The sequence below is a fragment of the Qipengyuania sp. ASV99 genome (genome assembly GCF_047872805.1).
Lineage (GTDB): Bacteria > Pseudomonadota > Alphaproteobacteria > Sphingomonadales > Sphingomonadaceae > Erythrobacter.
In genome coordinates this window covers 14,292-36,718 of the sequence record NZ_JBLQUK010000014.1, presented here as the reverse complement: position 1 = coordinate 36,718, position 22,427 = coordinate 14,292, and the positions used below count along the sequence as shown (strand labels likewise).

20 protein-coding genes and 1 tRNA gene are annotated in these 22,427 nt (G+C 60.3%); 11 read left to right on the top strand and 10 right to left on the bottom strand.

From position 1 onward, the window contains the following. Positions 1-11: 11 nt before the first annotated feature. The 6 genes from ACM64M_RS13250 to pdeM form a co-directional block, all read right to left on the bottom strand. Positions 12-1,340 (bottom strand): cystathionine gamma-synthase family protein, encoded by a 1,329-nt coding sequence (locus ACM64M_RS13250; protein WP_416229183.1) that lies wholly within the window; start codon positions 1,338-1,340, stop codon positions 12-14. 166 nt (positions 1,341-1,506) lie between these two features. Further along, positions 1,507-2,772: an EAL domain-containing protein gene (locus tag ACM64M_RS13245; protein ID WP_416229182.1), complete on the bottom strand. Its 1,266-nt coding sequence runs from the start codon at positions 2,770-2,772 to the stop codon at positions 1,507-1,509. A 58-nt stretch (positions 2,773-2,830) separates the two neighbouring features. Then, the gene (locus ACM64M_RS13240; protein WP_416229181.1) at positions 2,831-4,303 is read right to left on the bottom strand and encodes an SLC13 family permease; all 1,473 of its coding nucleotides are present in this window, start codon (positions 4,301-4,303) and stop codon (positions 2,831-2,833) included. A gap of 121 nt (positions 4,304-4,424) precedes the next feature. Then, positions 4,425-5,555: a DUF547 domain-containing protein gene (locus ACM64M_RS13235; protein ID WP_416229180.1), complete on the bottom strand. Its 1,131-nt coding sequence runs from the start codon at positions 5,553-5,555 to the stop codon at positions 4,425-4,427. Between the two features lie 340 nt (positions 5,556-5,895). Further along, positions 5,896-6,414, bottom strand: coding sequence for a translation initiation factor IF-3 (gene infC / locus ACM64M_RS13230; protein ID WP_416229179.1), 519 nt, complete (start codon positions 6,412-6,414; stop codon positions 5,896-5,898). A gap of 101 nt (positions 6,415-6,515) precedes the next feature. Beyond that, positions 6,516-7,235, bottom strand: coding sequence for a ligase-associated DNA damage response endonuclease PdeM (gene pdeM / locus ACM64M_RS13225; protein WP_416229178.1), 720 nt, complete (start codon positions 7,233-7,235; stop codon positions 6,516-6,518). A 126-nt stretch (positions 7,236-7,361) separates the two neighbouring features. Here pdeM and hemF point away from each other — a divergent pair, with 126 nt between their 5' ends. Next, positions 7,362-8,219, top strand: a complete 858-nt coding sequence (gene hemF / locus ACM64M_RS13220) for an oxygen-dependent coproporphyrinogen oxidase (RefSeq protein ID WP_416229177.1) — start codon at positions 7,362-7,364, stop codon at positions 8,217-8,219. Positions 8,220-8,244: 25 nt separating this feature from the next. On the opposite strand, the gene ACM64M_RS13215 is transcribed toward hemF, so the two are convergent. After that, positions 8,245-8,646, bottom strand: a complete 402-nt coding sequence (locus tag ACM64M_RS13215) for a type II toxin-antitoxin system death-on-curing family toxin (RefSeq protein ID WP_416229176.1) — start codon at positions 8,644-8,646, stop codon at positions 8,245-8,247. 11 nt (positions 8,647-8,657) lie between these two features. Then, the gene (locus ACM64M_RS13210; protein ID WP_416229175.1) at positions 8,658-8,903 is read right to left on the bottom strand and encodes an AbrB/MazE/SpoVT family DNA-binding domain-containing protein; all 246 of its coding nucleotides are present in this window, start codon (positions 8,901-8,903) and stop codon (positions 8,658-8,660) included. Positions 8,904-9,005: 102 nt separating this feature from the next. On the opposite strand from ACM64M_RS13210, the gene ACM64M_RS13205 reads away from it, so the two are divergent. Continuing rightward, positions 9,006-11,096 carry a RelA/SpoT family protein gene (locus tag ACM64M_RS13205; RefSeq protein ID WP_416229174.1) on the top strand — a complete coding sequence of 697 codons (2,091 nt, stop codon included), beginning with the start codon at positions 9,006-9,008 and terminating at the stop codon, positions 11,094-11,096. A 14-nt stretch (positions 11,097-11,110) separates the two neighbouring features. Continuing rightward, positions 11,111-11,476, top strand: a complete 366-nt coding sequence (locus ACM64M_RS13200) for a VOC family protein (RefSeq protein WP_416229173.1) — start codon at positions 11,111-11,113, stop codon at positions 11,474-11,476. Here the strand turns inward: ACM64M_RS13200 and ACM64M_RS13195 are convergent, their stop codons facing one another. Then, positions 11,477-11,794, bottom strand: coding sequence for a DUF1905 domain-containing protein (locus ACM64M_RS13195; RefSeq protein ID WP_416229172.1), 318 nt, complete (start codon positions 11,792-11,794; stop codon positions 11,477-11,479). A 108-nt stretch (positions 11,795-11,902) separates the two neighbouring features. Beyond that, entirely contained in the window at positions 11,903-12,868 is a 966-nt protein-coding gene (locus ACM64M_RS13190) for a peptidylprolyl isomerase (RefSeq protein ID WP_416229171.1), read from the bottom strand. A gap of 82 nt (positions 12,869-12,950) precedes the next feature. Here ACM64M_RS13190 and ACM64M_RS13185 point away from each other — a divergent pair. From ACM64M_RS13185 to ACM64M_RS13150, 8 genes are all read left to right on the top strand, one after another. After that, a tRNA-Ser gene (locus tag ACM64M_RS13185) sits at positions 12,951-13,040 on the top strand. A gap of 179 nt (positions 13,041-13,219) precedes the next feature. Beyond that, positions 13,220-15,175, top strand: coding sequence for a TIR domain-containing protein (locus tag ACM64M_RS13180; protein ID WP_416229170.1), 1,956 nt, complete (start codon positions 13,220-13,222; stop codon positions 15,173-15,175). 18 nt (positions 15,176-15,193) lie between these two features. Continuing rightward, positions 15,194-15,391 carry a hypothetical protein gene (locus tag ACM64M_RS13175; RefSeq protein ID WP_416229169.1) on the top strand — a complete coding sequence of 66 codons (198 nt, stop codon included), beginning with the start codon at positions 15,194-15,196 and terminating at the stop codon, positions 15,389-15,391. Between the two features lie 58 nt (positions 15,392-15,449). Further along, positions 15,450-16,880 carry a serine protease gene (locus ACM64M_RS13170; RefSeq protein ID WP_416229168.1) on the top strand — a complete coding sequence of 477 codons (1,431 nt, stop codon included), beginning with the start codon at positions 15,450-15,452 and terminating at the stop codon, positions 16,878-16,880. A gap of 299 nt (positions 16,881-17,179) precedes the next feature. Next, complete coding sequence (locus tag ACM64M_RS13165; RefSeq protein WP_416229167.1) at positions 17,180-19,030, top strand: hypothetical protein; 1,851 nt, start codon at positions 17,180-17,182, stop codon at positions 19,028-19,030. Between the two features lie 133 nt (positions 19,031-19,163). Beyond that, entirely contained in the window at positions 19,164-20,222 is a 1,059-nt protein-coding gene (locus ACM64M_RS13160) for an alpha/beta hydrolase (RefSeq protein ID WP_416229166.1), read from the top strand. After that, entirely contained in the window at positions 20,219-21,010 is a 792-nt protein-coding gene (locus tag ACM64M_RS13155; protein WP_416229165.1) for a helix-turn-helix transcriptional regulator, read from the top strand. The genes ACM64M_RS13160 and ACM64M_RS13155 overlap by 4 nt, the downstream gene beginning before the upstream one ends. A 100-nt stretch (positions 21,011-21,110) precedes the next feature. Further along, entirely contained in the window at positions 21,111-22,427 is a 1,317-nt protein-coding gene (locus ACM64M_RS13150; protein WP_416229164.1) for a hypothetical protein, read from the top strand.

Below are 22,427 nucleotides of genomic sequence, written 5' to 3'. Positions count from 1 at the left end.
GGCTGACCGTCTTAAACGTGATCCAACGCCTGCGCAAAGTCCGCAATCAGATCGTCGGCATCCTCGATCCCCACGCTGATCCGAACCAGAGCGTCGGTGATCCCCAGCGCCGCCTTGCGTTCGTCGGGGACGGACAGATGAGTCATCGAAGCCGGGTGGCTCGCCAGCGTCTCGGTCCCGCCAAGGCTGACGGCGAGCTTGGCGATTTGTAGATTGTCGAGGAAGCGGAAACATTCGGCCTCGCCGCCTTTCAAAAACACGCTGAACGTGCTGCCCGCGCCCAGGCAGTGGCGGTCATAGATGTCCTGTTGCCGCACATCCTGAATATCGCCGAGATAGCCGAGCCCGGTCACCTTGGGGTGGCTTTTGAGGAAAGCGCAGACCTTGGCCGCGTTCTCGCCTGCGCGCTGCATCCTCAGTTCGACCGTTTCGAGGCTGCGCAGCAGCATCCACGCGGTGTTGGGATCGACGATCCCGCCCATCGTGTTGCGCAGCGCGCGCACCGGGTCCATCCAGTGCTTGGCCCCGGCGATGCTGCCCGCCACCAGATCGGAATGCCCGCCGACATATTTGGTGAGCGAATAGGCCACAATATCCGCGCCGTGATCCAGCGGTCGCTGCCACAGCGGACCAAGGAAAGTGTTGTCGATAGCAATCGGGCACGATGTGCCCAGGATCGCGTCGCGCGCATCGCGCACCGCCTCCACATCGACCAGCGCATTGGTCGGATTGCCGGGGCTTTCGAGATAGACCATCGCCACCTTGCCGCCGCTTTCGCTCGCTTGCCGTTTGGCGCGCATCAGCACCGCGTCCAGTTCGTCGCGCGTCGCGCCAGCGGGGAAATCGACATAGGTCACGCCGAATTTCGCCAGCACCTTGGCAACGAAACCCTCGGTCGCGGCATAGAGCGGGCCGGAGTGAACGATGACGTCGCCCTGTCCGACATAGGCCAGCATCAGGATGCAGATCGCGGTCATCCCGCTGCTGAAAGTCAGCGCGTCCTCGGCCCCGTCCCAGATCGACAGGCGATCCTCCAGAATTTCCTGATTGGGGCCGTTGAAGCGCGAATAGACGAGGCCCTCTGCCCCGCCGGGCCGTTTGCCGGTGATCCCTTCGAAATGCCGCTTGCCATCGGCGGCGCTGGGAAAGGCAAAGGTGGAGGTGAGGAAAATCGGCGCTTTCAGAGAGCCTTCGGACAGTTCGGGATCATAGCCGTGACCCATCATCATGGTCGATGGTTTAAGCGGGCGGCCGTTCAGCCTTGCGCGCTCCGGCTTTGGCTTGCGGCGCGGGGTGGGAGTGTCGGGGGCGGAATTCTGATCGACAGGGCTGTCCGTCATGGCGGCGCGTCCTTCCTCATGCGTGCTCCCAGGAAGGCAGGAGCCAATTGAGGAGCCGGCCGGGCACCCGTTTCTAACCTCCGCAGAAACGCCTCTCCCCACCGGCTGCGGGATGGGCGATGATTACCGCGAGATGGTTGCATGTGCAACCGGTTCAGAGCATTGTTCAGATAATCCGCGAGCCAAGCATATACTGCGCGCTGGCCACGACCGGCATGGGCCGGGCGAAGAAAAAGCCCTGACCGTAATCAACGCCAAGCTCAGCCAGTACGACACGCTCCTCCTCGCGCTCTATCCCTTCGGCCACCAGCTTGGCGCCGATCTCGCGGGCGAAATGGACCATTGCCGTGGCCAGCGCCTGACGCGCCAGATCCGTATGAATGTCGCGGGTCAGTGACATATCGAGTTTGAGCAGGCTCGGCTTCAATTCAACCAGGTGGCGCAGTCCCGAATAGCCTGCGCCGACATCGTCAATTGCGATCCGGGCAAAGGGGGAAAGCCGCGCGAGGCATTCTTTCAGCTTGCCGAAATCATCAACTTTTTCGTGTTCAGTGACTTCGATAGCGAGCTTTCGGCTCGAATATTTGTATACCACCTTGTCGAGCAAGCCAGACATGATCGTTTCGGGTGAGGCATTGACCGACAGATAGGCGTCGGCGGGAAGGTGGTTGATCGTCGCCAGTCCGGACTGGATGGCCAATAATTCGAGGTCGGGGCCGAGGCCCAATCCGGCCGCCTCGGCAAACCATCTGTCCGGCCCGCGTTCTGCCGCATCTGGAAAGCGGGCAAGGCATTCGACACCGACCGGATGGCCATTTTTAAGCGCAACAATTGGCTGATGCAGGATCGTCACATGGCCAGTGTCCAGCACTTTCTGGATCGCCGATTTCTGGTTCCGCGATTGGGCAGAGCTTTCAACCGAGCGCTCGATCTGCTCGGCTGCCAATGCGGCAAAGGCCTTGAGCACGCCCAGATCCCGCTCGGTCATGCTGCGGTCGGGTTTGCGGCTGAGACAGCAGAAGCTGCCATACAAGCTGCCATCGGAAAGGCGCAGCGGCACATTGAGGTGGCACCCCACGGGCAACATGTCGGTGATCGCCAGCGACTGTGTGAAGGGAAAGTCCGCCGGGTCTTGAATCAGTTGCGGCAAGCGTCCCTCGGCAATGTGCCAGCAATAGCTGTCATTGCGTGAATCGCGGTAACCCGGCCCCATTGGCAATTCGATGTCGGCATCGATATGCGTTAGCTCTTTCTCGAAATTCTCGACATAGCGAGAGACGAAAGCGATTTCGGTGCCCAGATGTTGCCGCACGGCTTTCAGGATGCGATCAACCGACTGGTCATCCACACGCTCAAACCCGCCGACCGCAGGTGCGAGCGCGAAATCTTCGCCATCAAGGTCCGAACGAACGGCTTCGGCAGCATTAATCATGAATGATAGTTTGTAACCAGAAGGTTGAGAAACTCTCAACAAACATACGTGTTTTAGCTCAGAATATCGTAGAAGCGCACCAAACCACTCCCACCATCAGCGCGATACCGATGATGTCGAGCACGATCCCGGCGCGCACCAGCCGTTCTATCCGCAGTCGCCCGGTGGACCATGCAATCGCGTTGGGGCCGGTCCCGGCGGGCAGGATAAAGCCCCAGCTTGCCGCGAGCGCAGCGGGCATGGCGATCAGAATCGCGTCCTCGCCCAGTCCCAGCGCCGCGGCAAGACTGGCGACAATCGGGATGATCGCGCTGGCGGTGGCGACATTGCTCGCAAATTCGGTGATCACCACCACCATCGCCGCAATCGCCAGCGCCATCACCAACAGCGGCACCGCATCAAGCGGCAGCAGCGCCTGCCCCAACCAGTCAGCGAGGCCTGAGGCCTGCATTCCTGCGGCCAGCGCCAGCCCGCCGCCAAACATCAGGATCACGCCCCAGGGCGCACGGTCTGCCTCGTTCCATTTGAGCAGCGGCCGCCGATTTCCCTCGGTTCCGGTGCCGTCGGGGATCAGGAACAAGGCCAGCGCCGCGATCACTGCAATCGTGCCATCAGTCCAGCTGTCCGGGGGCAAGAGCGGCGCGACCCACAGGCGGGTCATCCAGGCCAGAAAGGCGAGCGCAATGATCGGCACCAGCCGCCTTTCCGCGCTCGTCCAGGGCGCGGGATTGTCGATCGCGGTGCGCGCAGCGGCGACATCGAACGGATGCGCCGCCACCTGTTGAACCCGCGCGATGACAAAGGCCGCGAGCGGAACCCCGATCAGCACCACCGGCAGGCCGTAGAGCATCCACAAGGCAAAGCTGATTTCCAGCCCGATCATATCGTTCAGCAATTGCACCGCGATCCCATTGGTGGGCGACCCGACGATTGTGCCCAAACCGCCAATCGTCGCGGCAAAGGCAATCCCCATCGGCAATGCGCCGTAAAGCCCTTCCTGTGCTTGCCCTTCTTGAGTTTGGCCGTCCTGATCCTGATCGTTCTCTCGATGCGCCAATCCCCCGCCCGCGAGCACCGCCAGCGCCATGGGCATCATGATCAGCGTGGTTGAGGTGTTGGAGATCAGCATCGACAGGATCGCCGCCGACAGCATGAAGGCGAGCAGCAGCCGTGTTTGCCCGCCGCCTGTGCCGATAGCCCGCAAGATCCCCGCGCTAAGCCGTCGGTGCAATCCGGTGCGCTCGATGGCGAGCGCGATGAACGCTCCGCCAAGCAGCAGGAACAGAATCGGCGCGTAATAGGCGCTGGCGGTGTCGCCCGCGCTCATGATCCCGCCCAGCGGCAGCACGATAAACGGCAGCAGCGCCGTGACCGTCAGGGGCACCGCTTCGGTCATCCACCAGGCGGCCATCCAGATGACCAGTCCCGCGACCAGCCAGCCCTGCGGTTCCAGCCCGCCAGGCGGCGGCGTCAATGCGCTCAGCGCAAAGACCAGCGGGCCAAGCATCAGGCCGATTTGGCGCGCGTTCATGGCGGCTGTGTCCTCACCCCGTTTGACCGATTATTCGGTGGGTGAGGGGGTATCAGCGAAAGCCCTGCGGCGGCAAGGCAATCTCATCGGCCTGATTTTGCGTGTTGAGCAGGGTAGGGTGCTATTCGACTTCGGTTTCGTCCAGATCGCCGGGCAGACGAATGTTGCTGAATGTCACCGTGCCGGTGCGCCCTTCGCGGATGATGCGCTGGAATTTCTGTTCGCGCTGAGCGAGCAGGGCAGCCATGCTTTGCGGGATGCGAAAGCTTTGCTGATTGCCGTCAGCGTTCTGAATATTCTGATAGGTTGGCTCGCGCACGCCGCCGGCGAGATCAGCAATATCGTGTTCGTTGACGCTGGCTCTTATGTCGGTGGTGGCCGAAAGCAGCGCAGCGGTGTCCTCATCGGCATATTGGGCAAGATGGGCGCGCAGGTCGGCGTCGAAATTGCCGAAGAAATACGGCGCGGCCTCGGCGAACAATTCGGACACTTCAAGCGTGTCGCCGTTTTTCTGAGTGCCCCGCAATGAGTTGACGAAATCGCGCGCGCCGCGGTCGAGCAGGCGGGCGACGTTATCAGCGTTGAAAGCCTCACGCTGGATCGACGGGCCGCCGATTTCGCCGCGCCAGAAACCGTAAATAACCTTGGGATCGTTCCAATGTGCAAACACGATCTTTTCGCGGATGTCGCGCGGGGACAGCGCAATGCCTTCAACAGTGATAAAGCGCGCATCGTCCAGCGGAACCCCGCCGACCATGATCTCGCGCGGTTGGCGCACGGGCCAGGCGTTGGCGATCTGTTCGATCAGCGCGACATTGTGGAGGTTGATCCAGTACGCGAGTTGTTCGTTGCGGCTGAGCGCCTGAATATCGACGATATCGGCCGTGCGTTCCAGATCCTGACGATATTCGGTGAAGCTGGCGATCACGTCGCTGTCGAGGAAGCTGAACATCAACCGCGTGCCTTCGAGCCGATAGCGCGAGACGTGGCCATATTGGCGGCGGGTGCCAAAGCTGGGGTCAGGCCGCCCGGCGGTTTCGCGCAGCGATGGTCCCATCGACACGACGAGGTTTTTCATCGCTTCGTCCCAGATCGAATAATCGATCCCGTCATTGTTCGGATTGTTGGTGGGCGCGAAAGTTGCGAATTGCGACTCTGCCGAATTGTCCTGCGCCAAAGCAGGGGCCGCGCCCAGCGCCAGCGCCGAGGCCGCGCCGAGGGTTGCCGAGATCAGGAACTGAATGCGGGGCATCTGTATCACTCCATTGTGCGAAGCGCGGACCCAGATAATGGGCGTAGGCGGGGCACCCCACTGCGGGGCAGGTCATTTCGGGTATGAGGCGGGACCGATCCAGCGGGGGAATACCCGGCGGGTGGCGGGCAAGGACCGGTCCGGCGCCTCATAATCCAGTCTATAGAACAGTTTGGCGCAGATTTGTTCCCGCCAATCGGCTGCGGTGTGGCATTTGTCGAATACACCAGCGTTTCGTCGAGGACCAAATGCATTTGCATCCAGAAACCAGAGCAAAGGGGCGAAAGCGATCCGCGCTTCCGCCCCTTTGCGTCTTGATGTGTTCGCCAGATTAAGGGCGCTATTTCGGCGCGAGCACCATCAGCATCTGCCGCCCTTCGAGACGGGGAAACGCTTCGACTTTGGCTACTTCGACCACGTCATCCTGCACCCGTTTCAGCAGGTCCATGCCGAGGTGCTGATGCGCCATTTCGCGTCCGCGAAACCGCAGGGTGATCTTCACCTTGTCACCGTTGCCGATGAATTTGGTCACGTTGCGCATCTTCACGTCATAATCATGCGTGTCGATATTGGGACGCATCTTGACCTCTTTGATATCCTGAGTCTTTTGCGTCTTGCGCGCCAGATTGGCTTTTTTCTGCGCTTCGAAGCGATATTTGCCGACATCGAGGAATTTGCACACCGGCGGGTCCGCATTGGGGGACACTTCGACCAGGTTCAGACCTTTTTCATTGGCCTGCTCCATAGCTTCGCGGGTGAACATTACGCCAAGGTTCTCGCCTTCGTCATCAATAACGCGGACTTTGGGAACCTGGATGAAAGTATCGAAACGAGGGCCGCTTTTAGTTGGCGGGGCCATCGTACGCCGAGGTGGACGGGCTATGTGTGTTCTCCTGTTACAGCCTGAGTCTTTGGAACGGCGCTATGTAAGCGCTTCGGCGCGGAAAAACCAGATGAGTCTTATGCCGCGCTGCGATAGAGCGGAAAGCGCACCAGTTTGCCCTTTGCCGGGAGCACCGCGTCGATCGTGCTGGCAGGTTGCAGCGCGCGCAATATCGCTGGCGAACCTGCGTCCATGCCGCCGGTATAGGCACCAAATGCGGGCAGGATCATGCGTTCTGTTGCCATAGCGTCCGCCCCGTCGCGGCGGCTGATAACGGCGCAGGGCCGGGCGATATGACGGCCGCGCACGGCGACGCGCATCTTGGGGTGGAAATGGCCAGACAGTTCGGCGCGCGTCTCCCCCCGCTTGGCTTCGTGACGCAGGATGATGCCGTTCACTTCGAGTTCTGCGACCAGCTCCGCGCCGAATTTGCGCTGCATCTGTTCGTCATGATTGCCGGTGATCCACACCCAGTCGAGTGCGCGGGTCAGCGCCTCCAGCATCCCGGCGGCATAGGGATCAAGCCGCGAGGCGCCCGCGTCATCGTGGAAATTGTCGCCCAGCGTGATGACCCGGCGCGCGCCGGTCGCCTTTACCGCGTCGGCAATCCTTTCCAGCGTTTCGCGGCTGTCATAGGGGGGCAACATCTGGCCATGCGCCGCATACCAGCTGCCCTTTTCCAGATGCAGGTCCGCCACCAGCAGCGCGCGCTCTTGCGGCCAATAAAGCGCGTTGCTCTTAAGCAGCACGAACTCTTCGCCGGTAAAGCCAAATGGCGCGAACGAAACAGGAACCATACCCGCTCTGTGGCGCGCCAGCTGCCATTTGGCAAGCGTTTCGCAGTGCAGTTTGATGCGCGTCAAATCCCGTTGACACCGCTGCCCTATGGTTCATGCTTATGGCACTAACGACGGGGAATTTTGATGAATGAATGGGCGGCCCACACAGACCGGGCAAAGGCATGGTTTGAAGGTTTGCGCGATTCGATCTGCGCGGCATTTGAAAGCATCGAGCGCGACGCCGGTTCGGATGCGACGTTTGAATACACCCCTTGGCAGCGCTCCGAAGAAGGCAATGACGATCCCGGCGGCGGCACTCAGGGCCTGATGAAGGGCAAAGTGTTTGAAAAGGTCGGCGTCAATGTATCGACCGTGCGCGGTAATTTTCCCAAGGAGTTCGCCGCCAGCGTCAACGGCGCGGACCCAGACAACCCCGGCTTTACCGCGACCGGTATCAGCCTGGTTGCGCATATGACCAATCCGCATGTGCCCGCAGTGCACATGAACACAAGGTTCCTGACCACTGGCAAGGCGTGGTTCGGCGGCGGAGCTGACCTAAATCCGCCGATCCCCTATGCCGAGGATACGGACGAATTTCACGCGGTGATGCGCGCCGCCTGTATGGGGCACAACCCGACCTATTATGATCGTTACAAGAAATGGGCCGACGAATATTTCTACATCCCTCACCGCGAAGTGCACCGGGGCGTGGGCGGGATATTCTACGATCATCTGGAATGCAGTGACGATGCCAGCTTTGATCGCAATTTCGCCTTTACGCAGGATGTCGGTAAGGCGTTTCTCGACATCTATCCGCGGTTGGTGCGCAAACGCATGGGCGCTGCCTTTTCTGCCGAGGATGAGGCGACTTTGCTCGAATACCGGGGCCGCTATGCCGAATTCAATCTGGTCTATGACCGGGGCACGATCTTTGGCCTGAAAACCGGCGGCAATATCGAAGCCATCCTGATGAGCCTGCCGCCCAGAGCAACCTGGAGTTAACGCGCGACCAGAGCGTAGCGCGGACTCAGGTCGCGGTCACCACCCGCTGACGGAACCAATCGGCGAGTTCATATTCGCTGAGTTCGCCTGCGGCGAGGGCGAGCACGATATTGATTGCTTCGACTTTGTCGAATTCAAGCTCCATCCCATTGGCCAACAGGAACAGGCGAGCGAGAATCCAAGCGGTCCGTTTGTTGCCGTCGGCAAACGGATGGTTGCGGGCCACCCCAAAGGCATAGCCAGCGGCGAGCTGCGACAAATCGTCCTCGCCATAGGCCCATTGATTTACGGCACGCGTCAGCGCCGATTCCAGCGCACCCCCATCGCGCAGCCCAACTCCGCCGCCATGTTCGGCAAGCTGCCGGTCATGAATGGCGTGCGCAATCTTGCTGTCGAGCCAGACTGGCTCGTTTCGGTCCGCGTTCATCGCACTGCGGCCTACTTCGCCAAAACTTTAAGGACGTCGCGGTCTTTGCGCATGATTCCCTCGGCCATATCCATCAGCGCCGCGAAATCGGGATCGGACGCGGTCACGCGCAGTCCATCCGCAGCTTCGGAAATATAGACATCATCACCGATTTCGACCCGCAGACGAGCCAACAATTCCTTGGGCAGGATAATCCCGGCGGAATTCCCGATTTTGGTGATTTTCAGGTTGCGAGCGTGGGTGGTGGGTTTGTTCATACGGTCGTTATAACGAAGCTCTGCCGCAAAGCCAAGCAACTCGTTTCGCTACTGTAACAATCGCGCTTGCCCCCCATCATCGCCGCGCCCATATTCATGCCAATGCTGCGCCAATATGAACTAGTTGAACGGGTCAAGGCCTATGACCCTGACGCCGATGAGGCGCTGCTGAACCGCGCCTATGTCTATACGGTGCAGAAACATGGGAGCCAGAAGCGCGCCAGCGGCGATCCCTATTTCAGCCATCCGATCGAAGTCGCCGGATTGATGACCGACCTGCAACTGGATCAGCATACGATCATCACCGCATTGCTGCACGACACGGTCGAGGATACGCTCGCCACGATCGAGGATATCGAGGCGCTGTTCGGCCCCGAGGTCGCGCGGCTGGTCGATGGGGTGACCAAGCTGTCCAAGATCGAGGCCATGCCAGAGAATGAACGCGCGGCCGAAAATCTGCGCAAATTCCTGCTTGCCATGTCCGAAGACATTCGCGTTCTGCTGGTCAAGCTGGCGGACCGGCTGCACAATATGCGCACGCTGCATTTTATCAAATCGCCCGAGAAGCGTCAGCGGATCGCGCGCGAGACGATGGATATCTACGCCCCGCTGGCAGAGCGCGTGGGCATGTATGAATATATGCGCGAAATGCAGGCGTTGGCCTTTAGCGAGCTTGAACCCGAAGCCTATGCCACGATCACCGGGCGGCTTGAACAATTGCGCAGCACCGATGGCGGACAGGTTGATGCGATTGCGCTCAAGATCAAACAGGCGCTGGCCGAAGCGGGTCTGAAAGTCGAAGTCACCGGGCGCGAGAAGCACCCCTATTCGATTTGGCAAAAGATGTCGGAACGCCATGTCAGCTTTGAACAGGTGACCGATATCATGGCGTTTCGCGTCATCACCCAGAGCGAGGCGGATAGTTACGCCGCGCTGGGGATCTTGCACACCACTTGGCAATTCCTGCCCGGCAAGTTCAAGGATTACATCTCCACCCCCAAGACCAATGGCTATCGCAGTTTGCACACATCGCTGATGTATGAAAATTCGATGCGGGTGGAGGTGCAGATCCGCACCCGCGAAATGCACAGCCTCAACGAATTCGGGCTGGCCGCGCATTGGGCCTATAAACAGCATGACAAGGCCGATGGCCAGGTCGGCTGGCTGCGCGATCTGATCGAGATTGTCGATGCCAGCCACGATGCCGAGGAATTGCTCGAACACACAAGGCTGGCGGTGTATCAGGACCGCATCTTTGCCTTCACCCCAAAGGGCGCACTGTTCCAACTGCCCAAGGGATCAACCGCGGTCGATTTTGCCTTTGCCGTTCACACCGATCTGGGGCTGGCCTGTGTCGGGGGCAAGATCAACGGGCGGCACATGCCGCTGCGCACGCAGCTTAACAATGGCGACGTGGTGGAGATTATCAAAGGGGCGGGCGCAGAACCGCAAATGTCATGGCTCGGCTTTGTCGTGACGGGCAAGGCGCGGGCGGGCATCCGCCGCGCGGTGCGGCTGAAAGAACGCAGCGAAGTCGCAGAGATCGGGTCGAAACTGTTCGACGAAATCGCCAGCCGCGTGCCCGCCCGGATCGGCAAAAAGGCGATCCGAGCGGCGATTGAACGGCTGGGCATGGACGAACCCGAAGACCTGATGTTCGCGATCGGCGCGGCGAAGCTGACCGACCGCGAAGTGATGGAAGCGCTGGTGCCGGGCTGCACTTCGGAATTCGAGGAAGACGAGGATTGGTCGCGCCACGAACGCCAGATTTCGATCCGGGGGCTGACGCCGGGGGTCGCGTTCGAATTGGCGGAATGCTGCCATCCGGTGCCGGGTGACCGTATCGTCGGGTTGCGGCGTAAAGGCGCGCGCGTGGCGGTGCACGCCATCGATTGTCTGGAATTGGCCAATGGCGTGGACAATGACTGGATCGATCTGAACTGGGGCAACCGTTCGCACGGCGCGGTCGGGCGGCTGACGGTGACGATTTACGACCGGCCTGGCACTTTGGCGGAAATGGCGGGCATTTTTGCGCAGAACAAGATCAACGTGACCAGCCTGATCCAGACCCAGCTCGATTACCCCTTTACCACCTATAATATCGACGCAGAGGTGCAGGATCTGGCGCATCTTACCCGCATCCTTTCCGCGCTGCGCGCCAGCGACGCTGTGGCCCAGGCCGAGCGTATTTGACCGGAGCGGATCTGATGGCAGTGACCGGCCTCGACCATCTTCAGATCGCCATTCCCACAGGCGCAGAAGACGCCGCGCGCGGATTCTACACCGGCATTCTGGGGATGCGCGAGGTCGCCAAGCCGGCCAATCTGTCGCCCACCGGATGCTGGTTTGAAAGCGGGTCGCTGCGCCTGCATATCGGCGTCGATCCCGATTTTCGCCCAGCAACCAAAGCCCATCCGGCGTTTCTGGTCGATGATATTGCGGCATTGGAGCAGGCGCTGGCGGAGGCAGGCTATCCGATCGTTCAGGACAAGCCGGTGGCGGGCTATGCGCGCTTTTTCACCGCAGACCCGTTTGGCAACCGGATCGAGATCATGCAGCGTCTGCGCGCATAATCAGACTGGCGTCACCGCGACTTCGATGGTGTCGCCGGGGGCGAGGCCTTCGGCGCGCATGACCTTTTTGCCGATCAGCAGCACCCATTGGGATTGATGTTTCTGCGGGAAGACCGAGGTTTTCCACGCGGTCGCCCCGATCCGCGCGGTGACCTTGATCGACCCGAAGCCCGCGCGCCGTCCAAATTCAAGCCGCTGCATTAAGGCATGGCCAGCCAGCGCCTCGGCCTCTGGGCCGGTGAAGATGACGAGGTGGTAGGTTGCCTTCTCCCCCTGCCAGCTCGTGAGGGGGAGGGCGGCGGAGACGGTGTCATTCATTCGTCATCGCGAGCGTTGCGAAGCAATCCAATGCGGCCTCGCGCGGCGCTCTGGATTGCCGCGTCGCCCCGAAACAAGTTGGGGCCACCTCGCATTGGCGGATGCGTATCATTCCGCATATTCAAACGGCCTGACCGGCACCGGAATGTTGCAGATATCCGCGCCGCCTGCGGGAGCGATAAAGAATGGATCGCGGCGATTGGCGCGCGCCTCGGCGTAGGCGGCGAAGGTGTCGCTTTCGGTGGAAAGGTACTCGAACAGCGGGCGCTCGCCTTCGGGCAGGTCAGCGGCGACGCGGACGGATAGGATCGGAGTGCGCTTGGCGGCTTCCTCGGCGGTGTAGAACCCCAGCGCGCCCGACCCGCGCGGCAGCGAAGAGAGGTGCTCCATCCCCGCGATGACCCGTCCTACGAGGGCGATATTGCGATCAAGATGGCGCGGCGCATGTCCGATGACAGTATAAAGCTCCGCGCCCGAGCCGGTGTCCGGCGAATAGTTCCGCCCCACGCCGACCATGCCGTAGCAGTGGGTGGGCCAGTCGCGCTGATGGTCCCGGGCGACGGGCCAGCCGCGCACAAAACCTGTGAACTCGGCGTAGGCGTCCCCTCTCGACCTGTGGCTATTTGAGATCGATTCTGCCGGGCGTTCATGGATGGAGATGATGCTGGTCGGCGTGCTGTAATCCTCCTCCCCCATCACACGCAGCCCCTCGGGCAAGGGCTTTGCCTCACCGCCCGTTTCCGGGTTGTCGTAGTTCGGATCGCCCCACTGGACGACGTAATTGTCCTGCACCCGGTTGACCGTAATCCCGTCATACCAGCCCGAGCGCGCGAACAGGCGGATGTTGTGCACCCACCCTTGCGAGAACGGTGCGGGCATCAACTGGATCACCACCTGCCGCGCATTGCCGTCCGCATCCGGCGCCAGCGTCATCACCAGCAAATCCTCTGCCGGGATCGCCACCCATTCCTCAGGCACGGCAGCGTTTACAATTTCGTTCGGGCTTGGAACGACCTGCGCGGACAAGGGCAAGGCGAGCGCCAGCGCGGCGGCTGAAATGGCGATGTTTTTCATGCAGCCACATGTGCCACCACCAACGCGCTTGCGAAAGAGCAAAGGTCCGTCTATCCGCGCCCTCTTGCCAGCAACGGCATGCGGAGCGGTGGCCGAGTGGTCGAAGGCGCACGCCTGGAAAGTGTGTAAAGGGGCAACTCTTTCGTGGGTTCGAATCCCACCCGCTCCGCCAACAACCCTTTCCGATCATTCGCACAGAATAGCGCGATTTGCGCCTCTGCCCACTGGCGGCATAACACGGGTTCAGCATCGGCAATGGCTGCGCCTTCACCCGCAAAACTGCGCCCAATTCCCAAGCTTGCAACAATGCTATACGAAGAGCTGTTGTCTGCATTTGCAAAGGGGGGGAAATTGAGCGAAATCAGTCCCGTCGGCGATGGCACGCGCTCAATATTCTTGAGTTATTCGCGGACTGACCGCGAACAGGTCCTGCCGATAATCCCTGCGCTGGAACAGGCGGGTTATTCTGTCTGGTGGGACGGTTTGCTCAAAGGCGGCGACCGGTTCCTGCAGGTTACTGAAAACGCGCTTGAATCCTGTGATGTGGTGCTGGTGATGTGGACCCAGACATCGGTCAATTCGGACTGGGTGCGCGATGAGGCAACCCGGGGCAGGGATTGCAGGCGACTGCTGTCGGTTTCGCTTGACGGCACGGAGCCGCCGCTGGGATTTCGCCAGATTCAATATGTCGATTTGTCGGGCGCAGGCAATGCGGCGCTGCGCCCTGGTTTTCCCCGCGTTCTTGAAGCGCTCGAACAATTTGGCGGCGCGGTGAGTGCGCAGGCGCCGAAGGTGTTGCAGGATACGCCGACCATGGTGCCGACCGGGGCGCTGAACCGGCGAAACCTCATGGTGGGCGGCGGAATTGGCCTATTGGCGGCGGGTGGCGGCTTCGCGATCTGGCAATCAGGGATGTTTGCCGGGCAAAGCCGGCCCAACAGCATCGCTGTCCTGACTTTTGAAAACCTCAGCAATGACCCGGAACAGGAATATTTTTCCGCCGGACTGTCAGAGGAATTGCGCAGCATCTTGAGCCTCAATCCGCAGCTTACCGTCGCGGCGCAAACCTCCACCGACAAATTCAGCGCAGGCGAACAGACCGCCAGCGCGATCGCCAAAGCGTTAGCTGTGGTCAATGTTCTGGAAGGCAGCGTGCGAAGAGCGGGCACCCGGCTGAGGGTCGCGGTGCGGCTGATCGACGGGGCGAACGATCTCGAAGTGTGGACCGAACAATTCGACCGCGAATTGGACGATGTACTCGCCGTTCAGACTGAAATCGCCACCCGCGTCGTGGATTCGCTGATCGCCAATATTTCGGGCGCGGGCGCACTGGGGACCAGCCGCATTGGTGGGACAAAGAACGCCGATGCGCTGGACGCCTATCTGCGCGGGATTGATCTTTACGGGCGTTCAGGCGCGCTGGAAAAGTCCGATAGAGAAGCGCTTGCCGCGCTTGATCGGGCCGTTGAACTCGATCCCGAATTCGGCGCCGCACATGCCGGGCGGTCGCGGGTGCTAACGGCGATTGGCAACCGCCACGCCGCCGGCGACGAGACAAAGACTTACTACAGCAATGCTCTGGATGCAGCGCAGCGCGCCATCGAGATTGCCCCTGATCTTGCCGATGGGCACGACGCGCTCGGATCGATTCTGGCCAACGGGCGGCTCGATATGGCGGCGGCGCGGCGACCTTATGAACGAAGCTTTGAGCTGGGTTTTGGCAATGCAAGGATCCTCATGGGATACACTTTGTTTGCCTCCTACATCGGCGCGTTCGCCAAGGGGCGCGATGCAATCGAGCGGGCCGAACGGCTCGATCCGCTCAACGCGCCGGTGTTCCGCGCAGCGGCCGTGCTCGAACTGGCTGCGCGGGATTATGCCAGAGCCGCCGAAGCGGCACGGCGGGCGCTTTCGCTGAACAGGGAAACAAGCGTCGTCAATCGCATCCTCGGCGACATCGCAAGATTTGCGGGGCGAATTGAAGAGGCGCGATCATTCTACGTGCAGGAAACCAGCCTGCTTTCGAAATTGCCAAGCCTGGCAATGCTGGAAGAACAAGCGGGCGATCGCACCGCGGCGCAACGCGAATTTGACCGGATGGTTGATCAATTTGGCGACAACAGTCTGTATCAACAGGCGCAAGTGCTGGCGCAATGGGGGCAAAGTGCAGAGGCGCTGGCGACACTCGAACGCGCTTATGAAGTGGGGGATGCTGGTCTGGTCTTGTCGCATACAGACCAGAATCTAGATCCCGTTCGACAAACTCCGCAATTTCAGTCATTACAACAGCGTCTCGGGTTCGCGTAATGTGTTTGAATGGGGGAAATGATGAAGAAGTTTATCCTGACCAGTGTAGTTCTTGGGGCCGCTTTTGGCCTTGCCGCTTGCACGCCTGCGGCTGAGGAAGCGGGCGATACGGCTGAGCCGGAAACCATCGAGATCGAAGACGACGCAGATGATAACACAGATGACGATAGCAAGCCCGGCAAACTGGACCAGAACGGAAATCCCGTCGATCAATAAAATAGGCTGATTGGCCCCATGCCCGCCCTTGCCCGCTTTGGAAAAGGTGCCGCATCTGATGAAAAATGAACGCGCCCGTCAGCGCAGCCGGGGCAGGGTGCTGCTGCTGTGCTGGCTGGTGCTGTTTTCTGTGTTTGCAGCCAATCCAGCCAATGCGACCATCGCCGGGACCGTGCCTGCCGATGAGGTGTATGCGGCGGTCGCAGAAGAGCTCTACGCCGACGAAGACCCAGAATTTGATGCTTTCTATCAGAAGCTTACGCCTGAAGGCGTGGCGGTTTTTGCCCGGATTGCGGAGCGCATAGAGGAAGGCCAGCGCGGAACTCTCGGGCTGTTGCTGGCGCGCGCAGAGACCGAGCCAGCCAATCAATTTCTGGCCTTGTTCGACAGTTTTGAACCCGAACAATTCACCTATGCCACCGATGTTCTGCGGCAACGCAAATATTCGGATTGGGAGGTGCTGCTGAATGTGCTCGGCCAAGAAGACATTGCCAATGTCCGCAACGAATTTCTCGAAGATTCGGACAAATGTGTCGCCTATACGCCCGGTGATTGGCAGCTGTGTAGTGAACCCATAATGGAGCTTCGTGCGGCTTTTTTCCCTTCGACCGAGTATGTCACCCGTGGTTATGAATTGGAGTCGGGCGAGGCCCAATATCAGGCGCAACTTTCGCTGTTTGGCCCCAGCACGAGAGCGTATCACACTGCCGAAGAGCGCGCCAATCAGGTCCGTCAGTTTGGCCGCGCGCTTATGGATTGGGAAATCAATCACACTTGCGGTGCGGTCTATATCGGCAACCGCTGGGTTCTGACCGCAGCCCATTGCGTGGTCAGCACCCTTCCCGACCAGAGGTTTTTCGACGGTCGCCGCATCCGACTGGGAAGCCAGCGGATTGATGGTCTGCACAATCTGGTGGAGATCCGTTCGGTCATCACGCATGCTGGTTTTGACAGCCGCACTTTAAGGAATGACATTGCGCTGATTGAGCTGAAGCGAGTGCCGAGTTTTGCGGGAATGCGGCAGGTGAACCTGCCTCTGACAGCGGAATTTGCTCCTCCAAGGGCTGGCCTTCTGGTGAGCGGTTGGGGCTTTATTCGACCGACAATCGACGCCGGCGATCCAATCGCTCAAGATGGAGAGTTTCAGGACCGGGCAGCCGAAACCTTGCGCGGCGGCATGCTCAGATTGTTCGATGACACCGAGTGCAGCAACAATCCCGTCTTTCGCCGCAACAAGATCAGGGTTTACCCCGGACAATTGTGCGCCGGGACAAGGGTGGGCACCGATTCCTGCCGGGGAGACAGCGGCGGGCCGCTGGTTGACCGGGACACCAACACGCTTGTCGGGTTGGTGTCCGGCGGGAAAGGCTGCGGCCTGCGGAACACGCCGTCGCTTTATGTCGATGTCGCCTATTACCTCGGGTGGATAGAAGGCGCCAAGATCGCTGCGCGCCGCGCCAATGCAAGAACGCGGCACACATATCCCTGAAATGAGGAAATGAATGGGGAACGCTGCGCCCTTATGGTTGGAATGCTATCCTGAATTGCGTAACGGAAAAATTCCAAGCCTGATGGTCGGCGACGGACTGGATGGTAAACCACTGGGGGCATCGGGTCATTTCCGCAGAGATACAAAGCGCAGGCCAACAGGGAACGGCTCCGCCGCTGCCAGATGTTGTCTTTGCGGTTGGCGTGACGGGCCACCGGGCCTCGCATCCCTCCTATCCTGCCGACGAGGCAGCGCTTGCCGCCGCGCTTGCAGGCATCTTGGAGCAGATAAGAGCCATCTTGAAGTCGTTGGAAGGGCGCGAAATCCCCTCGGCGGTGGCCCATCCACGGCTCTTGACGCTGTTATCGGACGGTGCCGATCATCTGGCTGCGCGGCTGGGGCTGGAGCGCGGCTGGGACCTCGCCATTCCGCTTCCCTTCGGCCGGGCGCTCAACACCGCGATCAATGCAAGGCCAGCCAAGGCGCGCGACGCAAAGGCCATTTTGCGCGGCGAAGAGATCGTGGACCCAGCGACAAGGGCGCGCATTGAGGCGATTAAAGGGCTGACGGCCCGCGGCAAAGTGTTCGAATTGGCCGATAATGACGAGCGGCTTTCAAACTTGTTCTGCACGGCGCTGGAAGCTCCCGAAGACAAGGCTGCGGCGAGCGCCTTTGCCGCCGAGATAGGTCGCCGGGCAGAAATCGCCGGGCGAATTCTGATAGAACAGTCCGACCTGATCGTTGCGATCTGGGATGGACAGTCGACTGCGATTGTCGGCGGCACGGGCCATACAGCCCTTGCGGCGCTGAAAGCAGGTGTGCCGGTGCTTTGGATCAACCCTGCCGTGCCGCAGAATTGGGCCGTCCATCACTCACCCGAAGCCTTAGCAAGTCCCACATTCGAGACGGACGCCAATGTGCAGGCGTCTGCATTGGCGAAAGTGGTGTCGCAGGCCGTTTCGCCTTTGCGACCCGGCAATAAGCCCACAGAGACTGGTCTGGCCGGGCTGGGCAGGGAACGCTGGCGCGGTCACAGTCTTCTGCTTGGGCATGCTTTCCGGCGGGTAGAGGCGCTGTTCGGCGAGGCCACTTGGGCGAAGCGATTGGCATCTGTCCGGCAGCGTTACGAAGCCCCCAACGCGATTGGGGAGGGAAGCGCAAAGGGATTGTTGGAGGCTGTCCGATCAATGTCAGCTGGTGATGATCGAACCGTAGGCAGCATCGACGCTCAAATCCTCACCCGGTTTGCATGGCTCAACGGGATTTCGTCAAATCTGTCTGACCGCCATCGTTCCGGCATGACCGTGAATTTCATCCTTGGTGCCTGTGCGATTATTTCGGGTATTTTGTATCTGCCGCTGGTCAGCACGGATCAGAAGTGGATTTTTGCCGGCTGCGAATTGTTGTTCCTTCTTGCCATTCTGATCAACACCGCTGCGGGACGAAAGATGCGGCTGCATGACCGCTGGTTTGAGACGCGCCGCGCGGCCGAGTATCTCCGGCATAGCTCGATGCTCGCGGTGATGGGGGTGTCCCGGCCCAACGGGGCATGGCCGCATGGCACGAACAGTTGGTGGCCGGAATGGTATGTGAAACACTCTGTCAGAGCGGTTGGTTTGCCCGAAGCGAGGATCGACAAGGCCTATCTTCGGGCCGCATTGGAGACCTTGAGGGACCAACATGTAGTGCCTCAGCGGACCTATCATCGCGCCAAGTTCTTGCGACTGAACCGGGCGCATCATGGATTGGACGTGCTGTCGGAAAGGCTGTTTGTCAGCGCGGTTGTATTCGTGGGCCTGTATCTGTTCATGGCAGGATTTTCGGCGATCGGTTTGGTCGACCCGGACTGGCTCAAATTTGCGGCCAAATGGTTTACGGTTCTGGCGGTCGCGCTCCCCACCCTTGGCAGCGCATTGGCAGGCATTCGCTATTTTGGGGACTTTGAACGCTTTGCCGAAATCTCCCAGGTAACCGCAGAAAAACTCGATGTGATCGCTACCCGTATCGATGCCATCCTGTCAGCGCCGGGCAATGCCATGACCTATGATGCCGCAACCGAGATTGTTCGCGCCACTGACGATGCAGTCTTTGCAGAAATCCAGAATTGGCAGTCGGTGTTCAGCGGGAAGGTTATCGCGGTCCCTGCGTAGATGATGCTTTCGCTTGTGAGACGAGCGCGGCGCCTTTGCGTTCAACGATAATCTCAAGGCAATTCAACGGCGCATCATTTGGGCGGTTGACCGGCTTTTGCAAACAGGTCTAGCGTTTGGTTCTTGGGGAGAGTTGACGGCGGGACAAGCGATGGCTGCGGCGGTCTATGATCTTAACGCGCTACTGACTTCTGCCTGGTGGGCAGAGGAAGCCCCGGTTCACCCTGACGAATGGCGCGGCCGTCTTGCAGTGTTCTATGTCCGATGCATGGTATGGCTGATGCGGCGCTTGCCCAGCCGCGACATGCGCTCACCTGATTACGACTGGGAAGGGACGCGGCGCAGATTCGCGCGATTTGAAGGGGTGGCGGCCAAATTTCCGCGCGACGTGGCGCGGGCCGATGCGGATGACATTCCGGTGCCAAGCGAATGGTTTGGCGATACGGCACGCCGAATTGGCAATTCTGCGGCGCGCACGGTGCTGTATGTCCATGGCGGATCCTATGTGCTGGAACGCAACGCGCTGCACGATGTTCTGGCCGCCCATATCGCCCGCGAAAGCGATGCGCGGGTGCTTTCTGTCGATTATCGGCTGGCCCCGGAGCATCCCTTCCCCTCGGGGGTGGAGGATATTGTCGCGGCCTACCGCCACTTGCTCGCCACCGGAACTCCGGCGGGCCGCATTGCGGTGGTTGGCGACAGCGCGGGCGGAGGGCTCGCGCTTGCAGCGCTTGTGGCGATGCGCGATCGCGGCATTCCCATGCCGGCGGCGTTTTCTGCGCTTTCGCCCTGGGCCGACCTTACGTTTTCAGGCGGTTCGGTGATCTACAACGCAAACAGCGACCCCTTCATGTCAGATGTGGAGTTTGTCTCGGTCTGTGCAGAACTTTATCTTCAAGGCCATTCGCCGTTAGTCCCGTTGGCTTCACCGGCGCTCGCGGATTTGCACGGTATGCCCCCGACATTGGTGCATGTCGGCAGCACCGATCTGCTGCTCGACGATTCCCGGCGCATTGTGGATGGCATCCGTGCCGCAGGCGGGCGGGCCCGGCTCGATATCTGGCGCAACATGCCGCATGTCTGGCAGCGACTGGCGGCCTATATTCCCGAAGCCAGCGATTCACTCGCCTCTATCGGGCAGTTTTTGAAAGCGGCCATTCCAGATCCGCATTTTGGGGATATGGCGGCGTGATCGAAGAAGGCGAGCCCGCCGACCTATCGGCATCTGTCAGCCGGGTGACACCCGCCCAATTGCGCGCAACCTTGCAGCGCCGGGTTGAGGAAATCAGCGCTTGGGCCGAACGCGAGAACGAAACCTGGCTCTCCCGGTTCTTCCGCGAACGGCTGACCATGTCTGGCACCGTCGATCGGCGCAAGGCTCTGGTGGAAGCCCTGATTGAAACCCATGCCTCATCAGCTCAAGACGGAATCATGATGATTTGCGCCACGCGTGAGGTGATCTTTGCCGATTTCCGCGCGAGGGATATTCTGGAAAGCGGACGCTGGCTGCATTGCCGCGAGGGTGTGCTGCAAGGCAACACTCCCGCCGCGCATGCAAAACTGGAGGCGGCCATCGCCAGTGCGCTCGTTCCAAATGGGCAAACCGGAGAGGCACAAATGCATCTGGCGCGCTTGCAGGATGGCAAGGATGGTGCCTTGTTGTTTGTCCGATCCAGCCAGTTGCAACTGGAACAGGATGCCGCATCCGCTCCTCCGGTGGTGGTGTTGCGGCTGTTGCCCGAACAGCAGCAATTGCAGCTCGACGCGCGCTGTTTGATCGATTGGTATGGATTGACCAATGCCGAAGCCAAGCTTGCCATTGCATTTGCGGGCGGATTGTCGCTTTCTGCTTATAGCAGGGCGAACGGCATTTCCATCAATACGGTGCGCACCCAATTTGCACAGGTAAAGATGAAACTGGACGCGCCGGATCAGGCCGCCGTGGTGCGCAGGGTGATTACCGCTGCGCAATTGCGCTGACAGGAAATTCTGTTCGCATCATTAATGTTGATGACGGCCCCCGACGCGAGCCTTGTTAGGTTGCGCATCGACTCATCACCAACTGTCTTTGGGGGCAATCATGCGTTATCAGAAGGTAATTCTTAAATCTGCGATTGTGCTCGGTCTGCTCGCGGGCGCGTCAGCGCCAGCGATGGCAGCTTTCAATCAGCGCGTCATCGTTGATACCGGCACCGGACAAGAGATACCGGGCGGCAGCTTGAGCTTTGAATTGCCCGATGGCACGACCGCGCCGGTTGAAGAAGATGACGACGGCTCGCTCGTGATCGTCTTTCCCGGCGATACAGCAGAGCCGGGAACGCTGATTGTGGCGGTCCCCGGTCAGCCGCAGCGGCGGATCGCGGTGCCGATGGTTCCCGGAGGCAGCGATCTGGTGATCGACCTGCCCGGCAACCGCGCGCGGGCGGTGCCGCGCGGTCCCAGTGATATGCCCGGCGGGCCAGACACCCCTCGCGTGATGATCAATCTGTTTGGCGGATATGGGGAGATGTTCGTGCCTCCCGTGGGCGCAGGCACGCTGATATTTGGCAATGGCGAAGAATTCGCCGCGCAGACCGATGACCGTGTCAGCGGCCCGGTGGGCGGGGGTTCGGCCAGTTTCCCGATGTTCGGCGGATCAGGTCACCTCGATTTCCGCTATGCCGACGGCAGTGACCGGGCGAGCAATTCCACCCCGCCCGGCGGCGACATCGACACAGGCATCGTCTTCACCGATTTCGCGCCAAGCGGATCGACTGGCCTGTTCCTTGGCAATGTCGGGCTCGACACTGCGATTGAGCGCGAAGTGGAGCATTTCTCTGTCGGCGGCGGCTACCGTCATCCGGTCGGGTTGGATGGGCAAGTCGGCCTCGGATTTACGTTCCAATATGCCAGCACGCAGACCGATATATTTGCCCGCGTCACCTCTCCCACTTTCGGGAACGACATCAGCGCGGATTACGATCAGTCATTGGATGATGATCGCATCACCGTGTTCTTTAACCTCGACTATGACGGTTCCCAGACGGTGGAAAGGGGTGTGTTCTTTCATGCAGGAGGGGGGTTGGGTCTCGACTTCTACGATGTATCACTTGAATCGAGGCAGAATGTCATCTGCAATCTGTGCGCCGGGCCGGATGCGAATTTCACCCTGTTGGTGGATGACGAAAGCGACGGCACTGCCTTTGCGGCGCGCGGATTTGCCGGAATTGGCGTCAAGCTGGGCGGCAATCTGGCGGTCTCGGTCAACGGCTTTGCCAATCACCGGGACAAGATCGCGCAAATCGTCAACCCGCGCACCGGTGATGATCTGTTCGTGCGAAATCAGCCGACCGCAATCGGGTTCGATTCGGGCACCAGTTACGGCGCATTTGTGTTGCTGACCATCGGGCTGGAATGA